Source organism: Geodermatophilus sp. SYSU D00691 (assembly GCF_054050275.1).
Genome location: NZ_JBJGYZ010000022.1, coordinates 54,701 through 75,781, shown reverse-complemented (window position 1 = coordinate 75,781; position 21,081 = coordinate 54,701). Strand labels below are relative to the sequence as shown.

General features: G+C 74.3%; 17 protein-coding genes and 1 pseudogene. 11 read left to right on the top strand and 7 right to left on the bottom strand.

What is annotated here, in order from left to right:
- Nucleotides 1–88: 88 nt before the first annotated feature.
- Both ACI797_RS16730 and ACI797_RS16725 read right to left on the bottom strand, forming a co-directional pair.
- Nucleotides 89–2,653: a diguanylate cyclase domain-containing protein gene (locus ACI797_RS16730; protein ID WP_456859870.1), complete on the bottom strand. Its 2,565-nt coding sequence runs from the start codon at nt 2,651–2,653 to the stop codon at nt 89–91.
- An 87-nt stretch (nt 2,654–2,740) separates the two neighbouring features.
- Nucleotides 2,741–2,887, bottom strand: a complete 147-nt coding sequence (locus ACI797_RS16725; RefSeq protein ID WP_456859868.1) for a hypothetical protein — start codon at nt 2,885–2,887, stop codon at nt 2,741–2,743.
- A gap of 120 nt (nt 2,888–3,007) precedes the next feature.
- On the opposite strand from ACI797_RS16725, the gene ACI797_RS16720 reads away from it, so the two are divergent.
- The 5 genes and pseudogenes from ACI797_RS16720 to nrfD all read left to right on the top strand — a co-directional run bounded on the left by ACI797_RS16720 (nt 3,008) and on the right by nrfD (nt 9,595).
- Nucleotides 3,008–3,268 carry a hypothetical protein gene (locus tag ACI797_RS16720; RefSeq protein ID WP_456859867.1) on the top strand — a complete coding sequence of 87 codons (261 nt, stop codon included), beginning with the start codon at nt 3,008–3,010 and terminating at the stop codon, nt 3,266–3,268.
- Between the two features lie 135 nt (nt 3,269–3,403).
- A complete protein-coding gene (locus ACI797_RS16715) occupies nt 3,404–4,165 on the top strand; it encodes a GDSL-type esterase/lipase family protein (RefSeq protein ID WP_456859866.1) in 762 nt (253 codons plus the stop codon).
- Nucleotides 4,166–4,212: 47 nt separating this feature from the next.
- Nucleotides 4,213–7,500 (top strand): annotated as a pseudogene (fdh, locus tag ACI797_RS16710) (formate dehydrogenase).
- The gene (locus tag ACI797_RS16705) at nt 7,497–8,579 is read left to right on the top strand and encodes a 4Fe-4S dicluster domain-containing protein (protein WP_456859865.1); all 1,083 of its coding nucleotides are present in this window, start codon (nt 7,497–7,499) and stop codon (nt 8,577–8,579) included. The pseudogene fdh and the gene ACI797_RS16705 overlap by 4 nt, the downstream one beginning before the upstream one ends.
- The gene (nrfD, locus tag ACI797_RS16700) at nt 8,576–9,595 is read left to right on the top strand and encodes an NrfD/PsrC family molybdoenzyme membrane anchor subunit (protein ID WP_456859864.1); all 1,020 of its coding nucleotides are present in this window, start codon (nt 8,576–8,578) and stop codon (nt 9,593–9,595) included. Before ACI797_RS16705 ends, nrfD begins: the two co-directional genes overlap by 4 nt.
- Before the next feature lie 6 nt (nt 9,596–9,601).
- Here nrfD and ACI797_RS16695 read toward each other — a convergent pair whose 3' ends face one another.
- On the bottom strand, nt 9,602–10,015 hold the full coding sequence (locus tag ACI797_RS16695) for a PIN domain-containing protein (RefSeq protein WP_456859863.1): 414 nt from the start codon (nt 10,013–10,015) through the stop codon (nt 9,602–9,604).
- Nucleotides 10,012–10,248, bottom strand: a complete 237-nt coding sequence (locus ACI797_RS16690) for an AbrB/MazE/SpoVT family DNA-binding domain-containing protein (protein WP_456859862.1) — start codon at nt 10,246–10,248, stop codon at nt 10,012–10,014. The genes ACI797_RS16695 and ACI797_RS16690 overlap by 4 nt, the downstream gene beginning before the upstream one ends.
- A gap of 166 nt (nt 10,249–10,414) precedes the next feature.
- Here ACI797_RS16690 and ACI797_RS16685 point away from each other — a divergent pair, with 166 nt between their 5' ends.
- The 4 genes from ACI797_RS16685 to ACI797_RS16670 all read left to right on the top strand — a co-directional run bounded on the left by ACI797_RS16685 (nt 10,415) and on the right by ACI797_RS16670 (nt 14,539).
- Complete coding sequence (locus ACI797_RS16685) at nt 10,415–10,837, top strand: S-adenosylmethionine decarboxylase (RefSeq protein ID WP_456859861.1); 423 nt, start codon at nt 10,415–10,417, stop codon at nt 10,835–10,837.
- A 1-nt stretch (nt 10,838) separates the two neighbouring features.
- Nucleotides 10,839–11,657, top strand: coding sequence for a hypothetical protein (locus ACI797_RS16680; RefSeq protein WP_456859860.1), 819 nt, complete (start codon nt 10,839–10,841; stop codon nt 11,655–11,657).
- An 82-nt stretch (nt 11,658–11,739) separates the two neighbouring features.
- Complete coding sequence (locus ACI797_RS16675; protein ID WP_456859858.1) at nt 11,740–14,028, top strand: putative bifunctional diguanylate cyclase/phosphodiesterase; 2,289 nt, start codon at nt 11,740–11,742, stop codon at nt 14,026–14,028.
- 157 nt (nt 14,029–14,185) lie between these two features.
- Entirely contained in the window at nt 14,186–14,539 is a 354-nt protein-coding gene (locus ACI797_RS16670) for a hypothetical protein (protein ID WP_456859856.1), read from the top strand.
- Nucleotides 14,540–14,605: 66 nt separating this feature from the next.
- On the opposite strand, the gene ACI797_RS16665 is transcribed toward ACI797_RS16670, so the two are convergent.
- Nucleotides 14,606–15,436: a hypothetical protein gene (locus ACI797_RS16665; protein ID WP_456859855.1), complete on the bottom strand. Its 831-nt coding sequence runs from the start codon at nt 15,434–15,436 to the stop codon at nt 14,606–14,608.
- A gap of 197 nt (nt 15,437–15,633) precedes the next feature.
- Here ACI797_RS16665 and ACI797_RS16660 point away from each other — a divergent pair, with 197 nt between their 5' ends.
- Complete coding sequence (locus tag ACI797_RS16660) at nt 15,634–16,119, top strand: response regulator transcription factor (protein WP_456859854.1); 486 nt, start codon at nt 15,634–15,636, stop codon at nt 16,117–16,119.
- A 430-nt stretch (nt 16,120–16,549) separates the two neighbouring features.
- Nucleotides 16,550–18,349 (top strand): polysaccharide biosynthesis protein, encoded by a 1,800-nt coding sequence (locus tag ACI797_RS16655; protein WP_456859853.1) that lies wholly within the window; start codon nt 16,550–16,552, stop codon nt 18,347–18,349.
- 148 nt (nt 18,350–18,497) lie between these two features.
- On the opposite strand, the gene ACI797_RS16650 is transcribed toward ACI797_RS16655, so the two are convergent.
- The gene (locus ACI797_RS16650; protein ID WP_456859852.1) at nt 18,498–19,781 is read right to left on the bottom strand and encodes an O-antigen ligase family protein; all 1,284 of its coding nucleotides are present in this window, start codon (nt 19,779–19,781) and stop codon (nt 18,498–18,500) included.
- Entirely contained in the window at nt 19,778–20,983 is a 1,206-nt protein-coding gene (locus ACI797_RS16645) for a hypothetical protein (protein ID WP_456859851.1), read from the bottom strand. The genes ACI797_RS16650 and ACI797_RS16645 overlap by 4 nt, the downstream gene beginning before the upstream one ends.
- Between the last annotated feature and the right edge of the window lie 98 nt (nt 20,984–21,081).

The window sequence follows — 21,081 nt, the reverse complement described above, 5'->3', positions numbered from 1 at the left end:
CAGGTTTTCCCCCCATCGCGACCCTGATCCCCTCCGCTTTCGGTGCCGGAAGCGGTACCGCTTTCGGCACCGAAAGCGGAGGTCGAGGTCACCGGACGGCGGCGGGGGAGGTCAGCCGGGCGGCGACCTCGGCCGCGGTGAGGTCGGCGGGCGCGATCCGCCCCGTCACGAGATCGGCGCCGGCGGCGAGGACGGCGTCGCGCAGCTCCGGCGTGTCGACGCCGTCGGCCACCGTCTGCAGCCCGAACGCCTCCGCGGTGCGGACGATCGCGGCGAAGACCTGCAGCGCCCGCTCCCGGTCGTCGCGGCCGGCGAGCTGGGCGACGTCCACCCGGACCGCGTCCAGGCCCACGCGGGCGAGCAGCGCGAACAGGCTGTGCCCCATGCCGTAGTCGGCGATGCAGAGCCGCACGCCCAGGTCCCGCACCGTCTCCAGCCCGGGCAGCAGGTCGGCCTGCCCGGTCAGCAGGGTCTCCTCGGTGACCATGAGCACCAGCCGCGAGGCGGCCAGGCCGGAGACCCGCAGCGCCTCGGTCACGGCGACGACGAGGCCGGGGCCGGACACCTGGCCGGTGGGCAGGGAGAGCACCAGGTCGACGCCGTCGAGCGCGGCGACGGCGGCGCAGGCCCGGTTGAGCCCCTCGAGCTGCATGAGCGTGACCAGCCCCTCGCGCTCGGCGGCCGCCCACAGGTCCTGGCTCGGCACCCGGCCGTGGGTGGGGTGCACCCAGACCGGCCCGGCGTGCACCTGGGCGATCCGCCCGTCGGCGGTGGTGCTGCCGGCGAACCGCAGCTCGATCTCGTCGGCCTCGATCGCCGCGGCCAGGTCGAGGGTGCCGCGGTGGGCGTCCCGGCCGGCCACCCGCACGCAGCCCTTGCCGGCCTGCTTGGCCGCGCGCAGCGCCTCGTCGGCGGTGCGGAACGCGACCTGCCCGCCGGCGGAGCCGAGCTCGGCCACGCCGACGCTGGCGCCGACGGCGAACGAGCGCTCGCCGGTGCGGTGCGGCAGGGAGAGCGCGTCGACGACCCGCTGGGCGACGTCGGTCGCCTCCTCGAGCGTGCCCTCGACGACGACGGCGAACTCGTCGCCGCCGAGCCGGGCCACCAGGTCGCCCTCGCGGACGGCGGTGTGCAGCCGCCGCGCGGTCTCGACCAGCAGCTGGTCGCCGGCCTCGTGCCCGGCCAGGTCGTTGACCGCCTTGAACCCGTCGAGGTCGAGCACCAGCAGGGCGCGCGGGCCGCCGGCCGGCTCGGCCATCTCCTGGAACAGCTGCGCCCGGTTGGGCAGCCCGGTGAGGTGGTCGGTGAAGGCCATCCGCTCGAGCTCGCGCTCGCGGGCGCGCCGGCTGGTGACGTCGCGCAGGTACAGCACCCGCCGGCCCGGCGTCGGCTCGAGCTCGGCGTGGTCGACCTCCAGCTCCCGGCGCCGGTCGCGGGAGACGCTGACGTGCAGGCCGCGGGTGGTGGTGTCGGCCAGGGCGTCCGCGGCGGTCGCCGGGTCGTCGAACAGCGCGGGCAGCACGTGCGGCTCGGCGTCGTCCGGGCCGATCCCGAGCAGCGTGCGGGCCAGGGGGGAGGCGAACAGCAGCCGCAGGTCGGCGTCCACGATGACCACGCCGTCGGAGGTGGCCTCGACGAGCTCGGCGAGCCGCTCCTCGCTGCGCAGGAGGTCCTCGCTGAGGCGCGTCTCCTCGCGCACGCGCAGCACCAGCCGGCAGACGAGCAGGCCGAACACGGCCGCGAGCCCGAGCTGCGCCTCCGCGCGCAGCGGCTCGCCCCCGGCGACCCCGACGACCAGGGACACCGGCAGGCTGCCGATCGCGGTCAGCAGCAGCCCCAGCCCCACGGGGCTGACGCGGGCGGCGGACTCCCGTGCGCTGGCCTCGCCGTAGCGGTCGGGAGCCCGGTGCGCGGCCAGGGTCGTGGCCAGCAGGGCGGAGGCGACGGCGAGGTCGGCGCACGCGGTCCAGGCCGGCGCGGGGGAGACGATCGCCGCGGCCTCGAACAGGGCGGCGGCCGCCTGCAAGGCGACGGTGAACGCCATCGCGGTGACCGAGCGGCGCAGCGCGGCGGTGGAGACGGTGCACAGCGCCGAACCGACGCCGATCATCACCGCGGCGTAGCCGCCGTAGGCGAGCACGAGCGAGCCGACCTCGTCGGGAGCGCCGCCGGCCGACGCCGGCTCGCGCAGCATCTCGGTGACGGCGAACAGCGCGGCGGTGGCCATCGCGCCGTCGACGGCGAGCGTCGTCCAGCGGGTGCGGCTGACCCGGCGGACGAGCATCGCGCTGGTCACCAGCGGCGCGGTCGCGCCGAGGAACACCAGGACGTCGTCGACGCCGAACCCGTCGAACTCCGGCCCGGGGAAGGAACCGGCCAGGAACTGGGCGACCGAGAAGCAGGCGCACGCCACCCCGATGAGCTGCCACGGCCGGGCCGCCGCGCCGACCAGCGTGCGGGTGCGGCGGAGGACCGACCAGGCCGAGACGCCGGCGACGGTGCCGAGCACGAGCTCGTCCCACTGCATGCCGGTGCCGTCGGGGGCGCTGGACGGCACCGCGACGGCGAGGCCCAGCAGGGCGAACGGCAGCAGCCACCGCAGGACGCGCGGGATCTCCCCGCGGACGCCCGCCACGGACCTGCCGGTGCTCACCCACAGGTCAACGGAGGCGGGCGGCCGCTGCTTCAGCGCTGCCGGCCGGGATCCCCCTGAAGGGGGTTGTGAACCGGACGGTGTGGGTCAGACGTGCGTGAGCGGCGCCCGCTGCCGGGGGACCACGGCGGGCACGGAACGCGCGGCGTCGACGTGCGCCAGGACGCGGCCGATGACCGGGGCCACGACCACGGCGCACACCGTCCAGGCCAGGACGACGAGCAGCCAGGTCATGCGGGGCAAGTGCCCTGGTGGGTGCGGGTCGAAACCACCCGGGCCTCGGAGAATCCACCCGCGGCGGGCGGTCGGGTGCTCGAGTCGCGCGGACCGCGGACCGCCCGCACCCTGGGCCCCATGATCCTCGGGGACGAGCGGCCGGGACCCTCCCGCCCACACCCTGCCGGCGGTCCGGACCCGGCCACCGACCTGCGCACGATGGCGCTGCACCTGGAGACGGCGGCGGCACTGGACCTCAAGGCCGCGCGCGCCACCGACCCGGCGCAGATCGCCACCCTGCGCCGCCGCGCCGAGCAGCGCCGCCGCCAGGCCGCGCGGATCCGCGCCCGCCTCGCCGCGGGCGGCGGGGCCGTCCCGGAGCCGGTGACCGCGCCGTAGACCGGCGCCGCCCGGATCCCGGGAACGACGTCGCCGTGCACGACCGCACGTGGCGAGTGACCTGCGCCGCCGCTGCACCTGGTGCGGCGCCCCGCCGGGGAGCGCAGCGCGGCTGCCGGCCGTACCTTGGCCCGGATGGCGCGGGGGAGTGGGTGGTGGAGCGAGCCGCCGTGGTGGGCGTGGGCGGTCATGGTCGCCGGGGCGGTGTTCCTCGCCGTCGGCCTGCCCATCGCGCTGAGCCGCGGGCAGGTCGCCGACACCACGCCGCGCCCGGTGCCGCCCGCAGCCGCGGAGACCACGGCCGCGGAGACCACGGCCGCGGGGACCACGGCCGCGGAGACCACCGAGGCCCCCGAGCAGCGGCGGCTGGTCGCGATCGGTGACAGCTGGACCGCCGCCCCCGACGGCGGCACCGGCTGGCCCCAGCTGCTCGGGCAGCGCATCGAGGGCCTCGCCGTCGGCACCGCGTCGGTCGGCGACGGCGGCTACGTGGAGACGGACCCGTCCGTCGGCCGCACCCTGGGTCAGGCGGTCGAGGCGACGGCGCTCGAGGACGCCGACGTCGTCGTGCTGGCCGGCAGCGCCTTCGACGGCTCCGGCATCGCCGACCGGGTGGCCGTCGCGGCGCGGGAGGCGATCGCCGCGGTCGCCGCACGCGCGCCGGACGCCGTCGTGCTCGTCGTCGGCCCCCACTGGCCCGCCGCCGACGTGCCCGCCGGGGTGCGCAACAACCGGGACGTGATCCGCGCGGCGGCCGAGGCCGCCGGTGTCCAGTTCGTCGACCCGCTCGCCGAGGGCTGGTCGGTCGAGACCGGCGACGACGGCCGGCCCACCGACGCCGGCTGGACCACGGTGGCCGACCGGATGCAGCCGCTGGTCGAGGAGGCGCTGGCCTGACGGCCGTCGGCGTGCCGTAATGCCCGGCCGGTGGCAGAGTCACCGGTGTGAAGACCTGGCTCGACGCGTGGCCGGTGTACCGCCAGCTGACCGGCAGCGACCCGCTCGGCCGCGGCAGGGCCGCGCGGAGCAAGGGCACGGAGACGCTGGTGTCCCGCACCGCCACCGCCGACAGGGTGGTGTCGAGCGTCTGCCCCTACTGCGCGGTCGGCTGCGGGCAGCGGGTCTTCGTCAAGGACGAGCAGGTCGTGCAGATCGAGGGCGACCCCGACTCGCCGATCAGCCGCGGCCGGCTGTGCCCCAAGGGCAGCGCGAGCAAGCAGCTGGTCACCAGCCCCACCCGGGTGACGACGGTGAAGTACCGCCGGCCGTACGGCACCGAGTGGGAGGACCTCGACCTCGACACGGCGATGGAGATGATCGCCGACCGCGTCCTGGAGTCGCGCCGCAAGGGCTGGCAGGACGTCAACGACGGCAAGCGCGTCAACCGGACGATGGGGATAGCGAGCCTCGGAGGGGCGACCCTCGACAACGAGGAGAACTACCTCATGAAGAAGCTCTACAGCGCCCTGGGCGCGATCCAGATCGAGAACCAGGCGCGCATATAGCACTCCGCCACGGTGCCCGGTCTGGGTGCCTCGTTCGGCCGTGGTGGCGCGACCAACTTCCTGGAGGACCTGGCGAACTCCGACTGCATCGTCATCGAGGGTTCGAACATGGCCGAGTGCCACCCGGTGGGCTTCCAGTGGGTGAGCGAGGCCAAGGCGCGCGGCGCCAAGGTCGTGCACATCGACCCGCGCTTCACCCGCACCAGCGCGATCGCCGACCTGCACGTGCCGATCCGCATCGGCACCGACATCGCCTTCCTCGGCGGGCTGATCAACCACGTCCTGACGCACGAGAAGTACTTCAAGGAGTACGTGGTCGCCTACACCAACGCCGCGGCGCTGGTGGGCGAGGACTTCGTCGACGCCGAGGACCTCGACGGCCTGTACTCCGGCTTCAACCCCGAGACCCGCACGTACGACGAGGACAGCTGGCAGTACGAGCCGGAGGAGCCGCCGCACTCAGGCTCCGACGACCCGGCCGAGGCCGCCGAGCAGGACCAGACGGAGGACCACCCCGACGTCAAGAAGGCCGACCGCGCGCAGGCGGCCGGCAGCGGCGGGCCGCCCATCCCGGCCAAGCCCAAGCGCGACGAGACGCTGCAGCACCCGCGCACGGTGTTCCAGGTGCTCAAGCGGCACTTCGCCCGCTACACGCCCGAGATGGTGGCCGAGGTCTGCGGCATCGAGCCGGAGGTCTTCGAGCAGGTGGCTACCTGGGTCACCGAGAACAGCAACCGCGACCGGACGACGGCGTGGGTGTACTCGGTGGGCTGGACGCAGCACAGCGTCGGGGCGCAGTACATCCGGACGGCGTCGATCCTGCAGGCGCTGCTGGGCAACATCGGCCGGCCCGGCGGCGGGATCATGGCGCTGCGCGGCCACGCCAGCATCCAGGGCTCCACCGACGTCCCCACGCTGTTCAACCTGCTGCCCGGCTACCTGCCGCAGCCGCACGCCCTGCAGCACCAGACGCTCGACGAGTACTGCGCCGACGCGGCCGGCAAGGCCGGGTTCTGGGGCAACAAGCGGTCGTACATGGTCAGCCTGCTCAAGGCCTGGTGGGGCGAGCACGCGAGCGCCGAGAACGACTACTGCTTCGACCACCTGCCCAAGATCGACGGCGACCACAGCAGCTACCGCACGATCGCCGACATGATCGAGGGCAAGGTCTCGGGCTACTTCCTGGTCGGGGAGAACCCGGTGGTCGGGCACCCGAACAGCCGGATGAACCGGTTCGGGCTGGCCAACCTCGACTGGCTCGTCGTCCGCGACCTGCAGATGATCGAGTCGGCCACCTTCTGGAACGAGGCGCCCGAGATCGAGACCGGCGAGCTGTCGCCGGAGACGATCGGCACCGAGGTCTTCTTCATGCCCGCCGCCACGCACGTGGAGAAGGAGGGCACGTTCACGCAGACCCAGCGGGTGCTGCAGTGGCGGCACAAGGCGGTCGAGCCGCCGGGCGACGCCCGCAGCGACCTGTGGTTCTACTACCACCTGGGCCGGATCCTGCGGGAGCGGCTGGAGGACTCCACCGATCCGCGCGACCGCGCGCTGCAGCAGCTGACCTGGGACTACCCGCTGCACGGGGAGACCCAGGACCCCGACGCCGAGGCGGTGCTGCGGGAGATCAACGGCGTCGGCCCCGACGGCCGGGCGCTCAGCAGCTACATGCAGCTCAAGGACGACGGGTCGACCACCAGCGGCTGCTGGATCTACTGCGGCGTCTACGCAGACGAGGTCAACCAGGCCGCCCGCCGCAAGCCCGGCCGCGACCAGGGGCCGGTCGCCGCCGAGTGGGGCTGGGCGTGGCCGCTCAACCGCCGCATGCTCTACAACCGCGCCTCGGCCGACCCCGACGGGAAGCCGTGGAGCGAGCGCAAGAAGTACGTGTGGTGGGACGACGAGGCCGGGAAGTGGACCGGGCTGGACATCCCCGACTTCGAGGCGGACAAGCGGCCCGACTACGTGCCGCCGGACGGCGCCAAGGCGCAGGCGGCGCTGGCCGGCAACGACCCGTTCGTCATGCAGGGCGACGGCAAGGCGTGGCTGTACGCGCCGGCCGGGCTGGTCGACGGGCCGCTGCCGGCGCACTACGAGCCGGCCGAGTCGGTGGTCGAGAACGCGTTCTACAAGCAGCAGGAGAACCCGACCCTCGAGATGATCGAGGGGCCGTGGAACCGGGCCAACCCGACGCGCAGCGCGGTCTACCCGTTCGCCGTCACCACCTACCGGCTGACCGAGCACCACACGGCCGGCGGCATGAGCCGCACCCTGCCCTACCTGGCCGAGCTGCAGCCGGAGTTCTTCGTCGAGGTCTCGCCCGAGCTCGCCGAGCTGCGCGGCCTGACCAACGGCGAGCTCGCCACGCTGATCAGCGCCCGGACGGCGGTCGAGGCGAAGGTGCTGGTCACCGAGCGGGTGCGGCCCATCCGGCTGCGCGACGGCACCGTCGTGCACCAGATCGGCATGCCCTACCACTGGGCCTACAGCGGCATCTCGACCGGCGACTCGGCCAACGACCTGCTGGGCATCGTGCTCGACCCGAACACGCACATCCAGGAGTCGAAGGTGTCCACCTGCGACATCCGGCCCGGCCCGCGGCCGCGCGGGCGCGACCTGCTCGCGCTGGTCGAGTCCTACCGCGTGCGGGCCGGGGTGCCCTCGGGCCGGGTCGGCGTCAACGGCCGGGCCCCGGTGGAGGCCTCGACCGGTCAGGAGACCACGTGAGTTTCTTCAGCTCGGCCAGCCCGGCGGCGTTCGCCGGCCGCGACCCCGACCACCGGCTGTTCGGGCCGCTGCCCGACGTCCAGGCCGAGGCCGGCTACGACGGCGACCACCCGGCGCGGGTGGGCTTCTTCACCGACACCTCGGTGTGCATCGGCTGCAAGGCCTGCGAGGTGGCGTGCAAGGAGTGGAACACGCTGCCGATGGACGACTCGCACGGCGAGCGCGACGTCATCGGGCTGTCGGGCATGTCCTTCGACAACACCGGGCAGCTGGGCGCCAACACCTGGCGGCACGTGGCCTTCATCGAGCAGAGCCGCACGGTCGACCTGCCGATGCCGACCTTCGGCCGGCCGGGCGACGACCGCAAGGACGCCGAACCGCTGGGCGCGGGCCGCTCGCCGGCCAACGCGCACCACGACAGCCTGGCCACCGCGCAGGCGTCGGTGCTCAACGCCGAGGCGCTCTCCGAGTACGACCCGCAGACCGGGCAGAGCGGCAGCGACAAGCAGATCCGCTGGCTGATGAGCTCCGACGTCTGCAAGCACTGCACGCACGCCGGGTGCCTCGACGTCTGCCCGACCGGGGCGCTGTTCCGCACCGAGTTCGGCACCGTCGTCGTCCAGGGCGACATCTGCAACGGGTGCGGCTACTGCGTGATCGGCTGCCCGTACGGGGTGATCAGCCGGCGCGAGGACGACGGCCGGGTCTTCAAGTGCACGATGTGCTACGACCGGCTGACCGACGGGCTGATGCCGGCCTGCGCGACCGCCTGCCCCACCCAGTCGATCCAGTTCGGCAACCTCGACGAGCTGCAGGCCCGCGCCGACGCCCGGCTGGCCACGCTGCAGGCGCAGGGCGTGGAGACGGCGCGGCTGTACGGCCGCGACGAGGACGACGGCGTGGGCGGCAACGGGGCGTTCTTCCTGCTGCTCGACGAGCCGGAGGTCTACGGGCTGCCGCCGGACCCGGTGGTCACCACCCGCGACCTGCCGGCGATGTGGCGTGCGGCGGCGAAGGGCGCGGCGATGATCGTCGGGGTCGCGGTGTCGGCGTTCGCGACCTCCTGGCGGCGCAGGTGAGCCCGCTGCCCGGGCAGGGCTGGCGGCCGGCGATGGGTCCCGCGCTGCAGAAGCGGCGGCGCAAGGGCGGTGGGCGCGGCCGCGGCGAGGTCGCGATGGTGCCCGAGGCCGAGTTCACCTCGTACTACGGGCGCCCGATCATCAAGGAACCGGCCTGGAAGAGCCCCGAGGTGCCGCTGTACCTCTTCTTCGGCGGCGCGTCGGGGGCGACGTCGGTGCTGGGGGCGCTGGGCGAGTTCACCGGCCGGCCGGCGCTGACCAAGGCGGCGCACCTGTTCGCCGGCGGCGGGGCGCTGGCGTCGGTGGGGCTGCTCGTCGTCGACCTGGGGCGGCCGGAGCGGTTCCTGCACATGCTGCGCGTGTTCAAGCCGACGTCGCCGCTGTCGGTGGGCACGTACATCCTCTCGCCGTTCAGCGCGCTGGCCGTGGCGACGGCGGGGCTGCACGTCCTCGGCCGGTTCCCGGTGCTGCGCCGGCTCGGCGCGGTCGGCTCGGCGGTGTTCGCCGGGCCGCTGGCCACCTACACCGGCGTGCTGCTGGCCAACACCGCCGTCCCCTCGTGGCACGCGGCGGGAGAGCAGCTGCCCTACGTGTTCGGGGCGTCGGGCATGGCCGCCGGCGGCGGGATCACGATGGCGCTCTCGCCGGTGGCCGAGGCGGCGCCGGCGCGCAAGATGGCCGTCGCCGGGGCGGCGATCGAGCTCGCCGTGATGCAGAAGGTCGAGACCGGGCACGGGATCGTCAGCGAGCCGTTCCACGAGGGCAAAGCGGGCCGGTTCCTGCGTGCGGCGAAGGCGTGCACCGCGGCGGGGGCGGCGCTGACCGTGGTGGCCGGGCGCCGGCGGCTGGGCGCCGTGGCGGCCGGGGCGCTGCTCGCGGCCGGCTCGGCGCTCACCCGGTTCGGCGTCTACGAGGCCGGCGTGGCCAGCGCCCGGGACCCGAAGTACACCGTCGTCCCGCAGCGCGAGCGGCTGGCCGCGCGGCAGAACGGGCACGCGCCGACCGTCAGCCGCTGAGCACCGTCACTCCGCCGCGACCTCGATCGTGACGGCCAGGAGCCGGTAGGTGTCCGACGCGCGGGCATCCCGCGTGAGCAGCGGGACCCCGGACGCTCGGGCGGCCAGGCCGACGAGGGCGTCGTACACGGCCCCTCCCGCGATCCCGAGCGGCGCGAGCAGCTGCGGGAGAGCCCTCGCCTCGGCGTCGGGCACGGGCACGGCAGCGGCGAAGTTGGCCGCGATCAACGCGACTGCGTCGTCGGGCACGACCCGCGCATCCCCGGGAAGCCGGGTGAGCACCGAGTAGGTCTCGGCGAGGGAGTGCGTGGTCAGCACCGCCTCCCGCCCGGCTGTCCACCGTCGCACGGACTCGTGCGCGACGTGGCTGCGCACGAGGAAGGGCACGGCCGCGCTCGTGTCGAACGCCAGCCGGCTCACCTGCGGCCGGCGTCGAGCAGGCCGAAGACGTCGTCGTCCGTCACCGGGGTGTCGGACTCAGCGGCGAGCACCCCGTCCGCCCTGCGCAACCGGGCTGTGCGCCCCGCCGGCACCACCTGCAGACCCGACCCGTACCGCGTGACGTCGACCGTCGTGCCGGGCAGCAGCCCCAACGCCTCCCGCAGCGGTTTGGGGACGACGAGCCGTCCCATGCTGTCGATGGTGGCCTTCACTGGCAGAATGCTACCAGTCAGATCCCAGTGCGGTGCCGCGACGGGCGGCGTATCGCGACGGGGGACAGGGGTCCGCCAGCCGGGCCGGCCGATTTCGTCACTTCTCGCCCGGCGACATGCCCCGCAAGATCGTTTCGGACGGTGCCCGATCCCGCACCCTGGCACGGTGACCGCCTCGCCGCCCGACCTGCGACCCGCCGTCCCGTCCCGGGCGGCCGACCGCCCGCGGCCCGGCGGGGCGGACCCGTGGCGCGACCTGGCTCCGGAGATCGTGCGCCAGCGCCTGGTGATCGAGGGCGTGCCGGCCCGCCCGATCGGCGCGCCGCAGATCAGGCGCTACCTGTCGGCGCTCTCGCGCGAGATCGACATGGTGGAGCTGCTGGAGCCGGTCACCCACCGCTCCGACCGGTACGGCTGGGCCGGCTGGATCCACTGGGAGACCTCGGGCGCGCACTTCTACGCCTGGGAGCAGCCGCGGCTGTTCTTCTCGGTCGACGTCTACACGTGCAAGCCCTTCGACGAGGACGCCGCGGTGGCCTTCACCCGCGACTTCCTGCACGCGGGCCCCGTCGTCGCCCGGTCGTTCTGACGTGGCGCCGCGCCTGGTCGTCGCCGACTCCCCCGCCGAGCGGGAGGCCGCCCGCACCGTCGAGGCGTCGGTGTTCCTCGGCGCGTTCGGCAACACCCCCGACGTCATGGCGGAGGAGTACGGACCGTACGAGGAGCGCTCGCGCTTCCTCGTGGTGCTCGACGAGGTCAGCGGGCGGGCGCTCGGCGCCGTCCGGCTGATCGTCCCCGACGCCGCCGGTGAACTGAAGTCGCTCACCGACGCGGCGGGTGCGCCGTGGCACGTGTCGGCGGAGGAGACGCTGCGGACGGCCGGGTTCGCGGCGCAGGAGGTGTGGGACGTCGCGACGCTCGCCGTCGACCCCGACGCCCGCGCCGCCGCCCGGATCGAGACGACGTTCGCGCTCTGCCACGCCCTGTACCGCTACACGCGGGCCAACGGGGTGGAGGGCCTGGTGACGATCCTCGACGACAAGGTGCTCCGCGTGCTGCGCACCATCGGGCTGCCGTGGGCGCCGATGGCCGGGGCGACGTCGCAGTTCTACCTCGGCTCCCCGGCCAGCACGCCGTGCGTCGTCGGCGTCGAGGAGTGCGCCCGCGGGGTGCGCGCCACCCGGCCCGACCTCGCCCCCCGCGTGGTCGACGGCGTCGGCTTCCGCTCGATCGCCGTCGACCAGGCCGACCTGCGCGCCGAGCGCGGCCGCCCGCGGCCCGAGCCGGTCGCCGCGCTGCCGCCGGAGCACCCGGCCGCGGCGCCGCGCACCGGCTGGCGGCCGCCGGCCTACCGCCGCAGCGGGCTGCCCGCCGCCGACGTCGTCCCGTCGGGGAACCGCGACACCTGACCCGGACGGCGTCTCACCCGTCCAGGTGAGGGAGTGCCCGGCCGCCCTTCGCCGGGAGCCCCTCCCGGCCGATGGTCGTGAGGTGGACCATCCCGAGCAGAGGACGCCGCGCGGCCCCGCGTGGCCGCTGCTGCTGTCGATCGCGCTGGCGGTCGCCTTCGCCACCGGCGTCGGCGGTCGCCCCTCCGGTGCGGCCTGGGACCGGGCCTACGACGTCGTCCTCTACAACCTGCCCCACCTCGCCGGCGGGATCGCCTGCTTCCTGGCGTCCCGGCGGGTGCGCCTCGAGCGGGCGGCGTGGGCGGGGCTGGGCGTCGCCCTCTGGGTGGGTGCGGTCGCCAACGCGCTGCGGGTGCTCGCGGCGGGGGTGACGGGCCACGGTCCGTCGTCCCCGGTGGCCGACGTCCTGGCGCTGGCCGGCTACGCGACGATGTACGTCTGCGTGATCGGGCTGATCCGCGCCCGGGTGCCGCGGTTCCACCCCAGCATGTGGCTCGACGGGCTCATCGCCGCCTTCGGCAGCCTGGCCGCCGGCGTCACCTTCCTGCTCGGCCCGTACCTGTACCCCGGGCCGGGGGAGCGGGCCGTCACCGCCTTCGAGCTGGTGGGCCCGACCACCGGGCTGCTCCTGCTGGCCGTGCTGGTCTCGGTCGGGGCGATCCTCGGGATGCGGCTCGACCGCACGATCCTCACCGCGGTCATCGCGCTGTCCTGCCTGTGCGTGTCGGAGTTCGCGCTGTTCGTCGTCCGCTACGAGGGCACGTACGTCGACGGCGGACCGCTCGAGCTGGGCTGGCTGGTCAGCGTCGTGCTCTGCGCCGTGGCCGCCACGATCGCCCGCGACCGGCGCGTGCCGGTGGGTAGTGGGAACGGCTCGCGGATCGGCTGGCGGCTGCTGGCGCTGCCGCTGGCCTGCACCATCGGCAGCCTGGTCGTGCTGGCGTGGGGCTGGGCGCACCCGGTGCCCACGGTCGCCGCGTGGCTGGCCATCGGCTGCGTGCTGGCCGGCATCGTGCGGGTCACCATCACCTTCCGCGAGGTGCGCAGCTTCCACCAGGTGCGCACCGAGGCGCGCACCGACGAGCTCACCGGCCTGCCCAACCGCCGGGCGCTGATCGAGCGCGGCACGCACGTCGTCGCCCGCGCCGGCGTCGACCGGCCGGCCGCCTTCCTGCTGCTCGACCTCGACGGGTTCAAGGAGGTCAACGACAGCCTCGGGCACTCCGCCGGCGACGAGCTGCTGCGCCAGGTGGGCCCGCGGCTGCAGGGCCTGCTGCGCAGCGGCGACTTCCTGGCCCGGCTGGGCGGTGACGAGTTCGCCGTCCTGCTGCCCGGCACCGCCGGGAACGAGGCGGCGGTGCTGGCCGAGCGGCTGCGCGAGCACCTGCTGCGGCCGTTCACCGTCGAGGGCGTGCGGCTGCACGTCGGGGTGAGCATCGGCGTCTCGACCTGCCCCGAGCCGGCGGCCACGGTGGAGGACCTGCTGCGCTGCGGCGACGTCGCGATGTACACGGCGAAGGCGGCGCGCGAGGGCGTGCACGTCTACACGCCCGACCCGGTCACCGGCACCGCCGGTGGCGACCGGCTGCGCACGATGGAGGAGCTGCGGGTCGCGCTGACCGACGACCAGCTGGTCGTCTTCCTGCAGCCGCAGGTGTCGCTGGACGACGGCGGGGTGGTGGGCGCCGAGGCGCTCGTCCGCTGGGAGCACCCGACCCGCGGGCTGCTCTCGCCGGCCGCCCTGCTGCCGGCGGCGGAGCAGGCCGGGCTGCTGGGCCCGCTCACCGACGTCGTGCTGGAGCTGGCGCTGACCGCGGCCGGCCGCTGGTGGGCCGACTGGCAGGTGCCGGTCTCGGTGAACCTGTCGGCGGCCAACGTGACCGACCTGGACCTGCCCTCGAAGATCTCCGCGGCGTTGCGGCGGCACGGGCTGCCGCCGGCGGCGCTGACCCTGGAGCTGGTCGAGGACACCCTCATGGCCGACCCGGAGCGGGGCCAGGCGGTGCTCGCCGACCTGCGCGACCTGGGCGTGCGGACGTCGATCGACGACTACGGCACCGGCTACAGCTCGCTGGCCTACCTGCGGCACCTGCCCGCCGACGAGCTGAAGCTCGACCGCACGCTCACCGCGGACGTCGACCGGGACCCCCGGGCGGCGGCCATCGTCGAGCACACCGTCGCGCTGGCCCACCAGCTCGGGCTGTCGCTGGTGGCCGAGGGCGTGGAGGACGCCGGTCACCGCGCCGTCCTCGCCCAGCTGGGGTGCGACGTGGCGCAGGGCTACGCGATCGCGCGCCCGATGCCGGTGGGGGACTTCCTGCGCTGGCTGGCGATCTCGGCCGCGCCCGCGCAGGTGCCCGCCGTCCGCTGACCCTGCGGGCGGCGCCGTCCGCCCTTGTCCCCTGCTCGGCTCAAGTGGCGGTCGCTTCCTGCCGAAGAAGCAGTCGAATCGGTTCCGGATCAAGATCGACCGGGAGCGACGACCTCGCCGACGGTCGGACGTGCCGACCACGACACTGGAGACATCCGTGACCTCTGAGCCCTACACCCCTGCCCAGCCGGAGCAGGTTCAGCCCGCGTACGCCCAGCCGCAGTACGCCCCGCAGACCGTGTTCGTCCAGGCGCCGGCGCAGCCGGGCAACGGCCTCGGCGTCGCGGGCTTCGTCACCGGCCTGCTGGGTCTCATCTTCTGCTGGGTGCCGGCCCTCGGCATCCTGCTGGCCGTGCTCGGCGTGATCCTGGGTGGCGTCGGCATCGCGACCGGCAAGAAGAAGGGCGCCCCCACCGGACTGGCCATCGCCGGCCTGGTGCTCGGCGTCATCGCGCTCATCCCGGCGATCGTGATCATCAGCGCCGCGGCCTCGGTGGCCGGCTCCCTCTGATCCACCCGGCGGAGCCGGGGTGGTCGCTGCACGCGACCGCCCCGGCTCTCGTCGTTCCGGGGTGGGTCAGCGGCAGACCGGCACCGCGAAGTCGGTGTTGTGGATGTACGGGCCACCCGGCACGTCGCCGTTCATGAACGAGTTGGCCGGCGTCCAGAGGCCGTTCCACTGCTCCGACTCGATGAGGTACCAGAAGCCGTCGGGGCTGACGCTGGGCACGCTCGGCGCGTAGTAGCGGCAGCGCACCTGGATCTCGGTGTTCGGCGGGATCTCCGGGCCGCCGCCGGCGAGCGTGCGCGGATCGGCGAAGGTGTTGGCGCCGATGCTGCCGGACAGCTCGGTGTACAGGGTGCCGTCGCCCGTGCTGGGCAGCGGCAGGTCGATCATCTCCGTCGCGTCGGCGGTCTGCTCGGCGGCGTCGGTCTCGTCGGCCAGGGCCGCGGTGCCGCCCTCCCGGACGACGAGCAGGGTGGCGACGACGGAGACGGCGGAGACCAGGACCATGGCGGCCGCCAGCGTCGCCCAGCGGACCCAGCGGCGGGCCGGCGCGGGCGGTTCCTCGGCGGGCTCCGGCGCGGCGGGCTCGGGCGCCGGTGACGTCGTCCCGCGGTAGGGGCCGCTGGACTCGACGAGCCCGGGCACGCCGGCGGCGGTCGGGTAGCCGGGCACGTGCTCGCGGGCCCAGCCGTCGAGGTCGCGGACGGCGCCGCTGACCTTGGCGCGCGGGTAGTTCCCCGCCGTCCAGTTGTCGAGGGTGCGGACGCTGACCAGACCGCCGCAGCGCTGGACGAGGTCGTCCTTGCCGCCGGCGGTCGCGACGAGCCAGCAGACCTGCGTGACGAACGGGTCGGGTGACCCCTTCTCCGGCTCGGGCGAGCCGTCGACCGTACCAGTCATCTGATGCCCCCCGCGTCCGATGGCCGGCGGAAAACTTAACGCATTCAAGTACCTGCAGGTCGGTGTGTCGTTGCGGTCAGTGTGCGCCGCTTGCGGCCAGTTTGCGGGCCTATGCGCGGGCGACGGAGGTTGTCCGGCCTCCGGCCGGGGAGTTCAGTGACGCAACTGTTCCGGCCCCTCAGCTCGCGGGAGGCCCCGTGCCCGGCGATGTCGACCACTCGGTCCTCTTCCTCCCCCAGGGGGTGCCGCCCGTGGACGGCGCCACCCCGGACGGCGGGCCGCCGCTGCGGGTCACGATCGTCTGCGGCAACCCCAGGCACCGGCGGCAGCTGGCCGCTCTGCTGGCCCGCACGCCCGGTGTCGAGGTGGAGGGCTGGGCGGAGAGCGCCGCGGCGCTGAGCGTGCTGGATGAGGGCCCGGCGGTGGTCGTGCGGCCCGCGGTCGCCCCGAGTTCGCCAGGGCCGCTGCTGGCGCCGCGGCAGCAGGAGGTGCTCGTGGCCTACGCGTCGGGCAACGAGCTGCTGGCGACCGTCGCGCGCAGGCTCGGGATGAACGCGGAGACGTTCAAGACCCACCTGCGCCGGATCCGGGCCAAGTACCAGGCAGCCGGGCGGCCGGCGCCCACCCGTCGCGACCTGTACGTGCGCGCCGTGGAGGACGGGCTGATCCCGCCGCCGTCCTGAGGTCACCCGACCGGGTGCGTGCCGCACGAGCTCGGTGTCGCTCCGGTCGATGGTGTCGAGGACAGGGACCACCTCCCGGGGAGACGTCAGCGGTGCGGGCGATGCAGCGACCCCCACCGGCGATGCTTGTGCCCGGGCCCCGCTGTCGCGCGCGGCCCGCCGGACGAGCACGGCGCTGACACCACGCCGGAGTCGACGAACCGTGGCCGAAGCGATCCGGTGCGTCACCGCCATTCCGGTGCTTGTCGCGTAGGACATCTGCTTAGACCGGCTAACAAAATCCGGGGTTATCGTCCGCGTGCTTCTTGCTGGTCCGCAGGTCGAAGAAGGCCACAGGGCGGCCGGCCACGGGAGAAGGGCACCGGATGACCTCGACGGACGTGCGGCACACCGGTCCTGAGCTCCTGGCGGGTGACCGGGGACCGATCTGATGTCGCGTCCGTCCCACGCCCGGTGGGTGCTGCTGCGACTGGCCCTGCTGGCGATCGACCTGCTGGCGCTCTGCTCCGGGCTGGTGCTCGCCGCGGTGGCGCGCTACGACGGTGCGATCGAGCGCATCAACGGCCGCTACCTGTTGTTCGCCGCCGCCGTCGCCGTGCTGGTCTTCCTCGTGACGTCCTTCACGCTGCGACTCCACCAGGGCCGGTACGCCGTGGCGAGCGCGGACGAGCTCACCGGCCTCGCGCTCGCCCTCGCGGCGGCGGCGGTGGTCGGCTGCGCCCTGATCCTGAATGCCGGAGAGGACCGCCCCCTCCCGCTGTCGGTGCCGCTGGTGGCGGCCGTCCTCGCCTTCGTCCTCATGCTCGGCGTGCGCCTGGTGATCCGGTGGCAGCGCAGCGGTGCGCTCCGGCCGCGCCAGGGCCGGCGCACGCTCGTCTTCGGCGCCGGGAACGCCGGACACCAGTTGATCCGCTCGATGCTGGGCGATCCGGAGAGCCCCTACCTCCCCGTCGGCCTGCTGGACGACGACCCCGACAAGCGGCACGTGCGGCGGCTCGGCGTCCCGATGCTGGGTGACCGCCGGACCATCCAGGCCGCCGCCGGCCGCACCGGGGCCGAGGTGCTGGTCATCGCGTTGCCCTCGGCGGACGCGGCGCTGATCCGCGACATCTCCCGCCGGGCCCGGGAGGCGGGGCTGACCGTCAAGGTCCTGCCGAGCCTCTCGGAGCTGTTGAGCACCAAGGTGGGCATCCGGGACGTCCGCGACATCGACATCGCCGACATCCTGGGCCGCCGGCAGGTCGAGACCGACGTGGGCGAGATAGCCGGCTACCTGCGGGGGAAGCGGCTGCTGGTGACCGGAGCGGGCGGCTCGATCGGGTCCGAGCTCTGCCGCCAGCTCGTGGCCTACGAGCCGGCCGAGGTGATCATGCTCGATCGGGACGAGTCGGCCTTGCACGCGGTGCAGCTGAGCATCCACGGTGAGGCCCGGCTCGACCTGCCCGAGGTGGTCCTGGCCGACATCCGCGAGCCCGAGACGATCCGGGAGGTCTTCCGGAGGCGTCGGCCCGAGGTGGTGTTCCACGCGGCCGCCCTCAAGCACCTGAACATGCTCGAGCAGTACCCCCTCGAGGCGTGGAAGACGAATGTCATGGGCACCGACAACGTGCTCCGGGCGGCGGCGGAGGTGGGCGTGGACTGCTTCGTCAACGTCTCCACCGACAAGGCGGCCGATCCGGTGTGCGTCCTCGGGCAGACAAAGCGGTTCGCCGAGCGCCTCACCGCCTCCTACGCCCTGGAGAACCCGGGACGCTTCCTCTCCGTCCGATTCGGCAACGTGCTGGGCAGCCGGGGATCGGTGCTCGAGACCTTCGCGGCCCAGATCGCCGGGGGACGCCCGGTGACGGTGACCCACCCGGACGTCACCCGCTACTTCATGACGATCCCCGAAGCCGTGCAGCTGGTGATCCAGGCCGGGGCCATCGGACGAGGGGGCGAGGTCCTCGTCCTCGACATGGGGGCACCGGTGCGCATCGCCGACGTGGCGGCCGCGCTGATCGACCTGGCGGATCGGCCGATCAACATCCTGTTCACAGGGCTGCGGGCAGGGGAGAAGCTGCACGAGAGCCTGTTCGGGACGGGTGAGCTGGACGTCCGCCCGGTCCACCCCCTCATCAGCCACGTCCCCGTGCCGCCCCTGACACCTGAGGAGGTCCGGCGTCCGGAGCACGTGCCGGCGTTCGACAGCGCCCCGCCGGCCCACCGGAACGGTCGTATGGTCTCCCGGTGACCGGCCAGGGGCGGCCGTCGGGCTGGCTCCCGCTGTCGGCGCCGGACGCTGCGGTCGGGAGCCCACGCGCGAGCAGCGCGTCCCGGTCGGGCCCCGCCACGACCCGCACGCCGGCGGCGGAGAAGGGGCACGGCGCCCGGCGGGGCAGTCACGGCACGCGCCGTCCCGCCGGCGAGGGGGCGGGAGCCCGGGCCGGCGGGCGCTCCGCCGTCGGCACGGTGCCGTCGGCCAGGGACAGGCCGACGAGCATGCCGAGGAGCAGGTAGATGACGACGCGCAGGGCCGCGCCCTCGAAGCTGGACTCGACCGTGAAGTTGACCAGCAGCGCGACCAGCACGAGGCCCACGGCCCGCCGCATGACGAGAGCGGGACGCCGCAGGAAGTGGACGGCGAGCGCGATGAGGCTGAGCACGCCGAGCAGGCCGAGCACTACCCCGTAGGCCAGCAGCTGCTGGAGGTACGTGTTGTGCACCCCCTCGGAGAGGTACGGGTTGCCGCCGGGCACGGCGCCGGCCCCGTACCCGAGGAACGGCCGCTGCAGCAGGAACTCGAGGCCGACGGTGTAGCGCTGCTGGCGGTCCTCGACGGTGGTGAGGGTGAGCCGCCCGCCGACGAACTCGCTGGCCACCGGGCTCGCGGTGAAGTAGATCCAGCCGGCGGTGGCGACGACCGCCAGTGAGACGACGGAGACCACGATCGGCCGGAGCCGGAGCGGCCCCCGCCGCGGGCCGCGCAGCAGCACGGCGACGAGCCCCGCCACCAGGAGCGAGACGATCCCGCCGCGGGAGAACGTCAGCACGAGAGCCACCGTGCCGACCAGCGCGGCGACGTAGGCCGCCACGTCCCGATGGGTGAGCGCCCAGGCGATGAGCACGATGCAGAGCATCAGCAGGATGGTCGCCAGGTTGTTGGAGCGCCCGGTGAACGGGTGGGACAGCCGGCTGAAGTAGGAGAGGTAGTCGCCCACGTTCGTGGTGAGGCCCGGCTGCTGCGGTTCGAAGCCGGGCACGTGCAGGAGCATGAGGACCGGCGGGATCAGCAGGGCGTACAGGAACACCCGCAGCATCCGGATGATCCGGTCGGCGGGCAGCCCCCGGGTCTGCTGGACGGCGAAGGCGTAGACGACGAGGCACTCGGCGTAGCTGGCCACCTCGCGGATCGTCGCCTCCTGGTCCACCGACCACAGCACGGACAGCACGCACAGCACCGGCAGGACGCTCACCAGCCCGGCGGCCCGCCGGTCCCCCGTCGCGCCGGCGGGCATCATGGCGCCGCGGACCACCAGGACGACCGCGGCCACGGCCACGGCCGCGTCCAGCACGGAGACGGAGGCGACCAGCGGGAAGGAGCCGTAGTAGCGGTAGGGGGCCGCGGCGGCCAGCAGGAGCAGGCCGAGCCCGACCCGCCGGTAGCCGTGGCGCGGACGCCTCATCCGCGGGGCAGGAACCGGTGGGACTGGCCGGCGAGCACTCCTCCGCCGACCTCGGACCCGAGCTGGCGGACCACCTCGACCGCGGTCCGTACGTCCTCCTTCGCGGTGCGACCCCGCTCGACGAGCACGACGACCTCCGCCTCCTCGGTCGCGAGGAGCGCGGGGCGGCTGCGCAGGAGCAGGCTCCCGGTGGCCACCAGCACGACGTCCGCGCGCTCGCTCGCCGCGGACACCACCTTGACCACGGCGGCGCCGACCACCTCCGGGGAAAGCGCCTCGGCGGAGTGGGACACGCCCCCGCCCGCCGCGGTGGCCGCCACGCTGTCGGCGCTCACGATCTCCACGCCGGACGCCCGGTCCACGTCAGCGGAGGACAGCGGGCGGCGTGCCAGATCGGCGTCCACGACGACGACGCGCTCGCCGTCGGTGGACAGCCGACCGGCCAGGTCCAGGACCCACGCCGCCGTCCCCGGGTTCGGCGACAACGGGACGACGGCCACGGGCCGGTTCCGGGCGGCGGCCGCGGCGATCAGGACCGACAGCCGGACCACGGCCTCGTCCGCGCGGCGCTGCCGGCGTCTCGACCGCCCGAGGTCCACGCACACCGCCGTCGCCCCGAGCAGCCCGCGCAGGTCGTCGAGGTCGCGGACCCGCCGGTTGGTCGCCTCCCGGAGCACGGCCACGAGGAGGGCGACGAGCAGCCCCCCGAACAGCGCCAGGCCGATGCTGCCCACCAGCGTCGGGGCGACCTGCCGGGCCGGGCCCGGCTGGGACACCACCCGCACCGTGGTGGCGGGAAGCGTCGGCGAGGCCTGGAGCCTCGTCGTGTACCCCGGCAGTTCGTCGGCCAGTGCAAGGGAGACGGCCTCGACGACCGCGGGAGAGGAATGGCTCACCGTGACGTCGAAGACCGGCGACTGCGACTGGACCGACGTCGTCACGGCGTCCTGGATGCGGCCCGGTTCCGGGTCACCGCCGAGCCGGGCGCTGACCAGCCCGGCGAGATCGGGCCCGGGCACGAGCCGGCCGTAGAGCTGCGCCCGCGTCTGTGCGAGCAGCTCTCCCTGGTAGATCTCGGCGGAGCTGCTCGAGTCGGAGTTCGGCTGCACGAGGAACGAGACCGTGGACTCGTAGCGCGGCGGTGACAGCCGGTACGCCGCCCAGCCGGCGGCGACGGCGAGCAGGACGATCAGCACGATCACGGGCCCATGGCGGGTCAGCAGCCTGCGGTAGAGCCGACCCTCCACATGCGCCCCTTCGTCGGTCCGGACCTGTGGGCTCCCTCACGCTAAGCGACCGA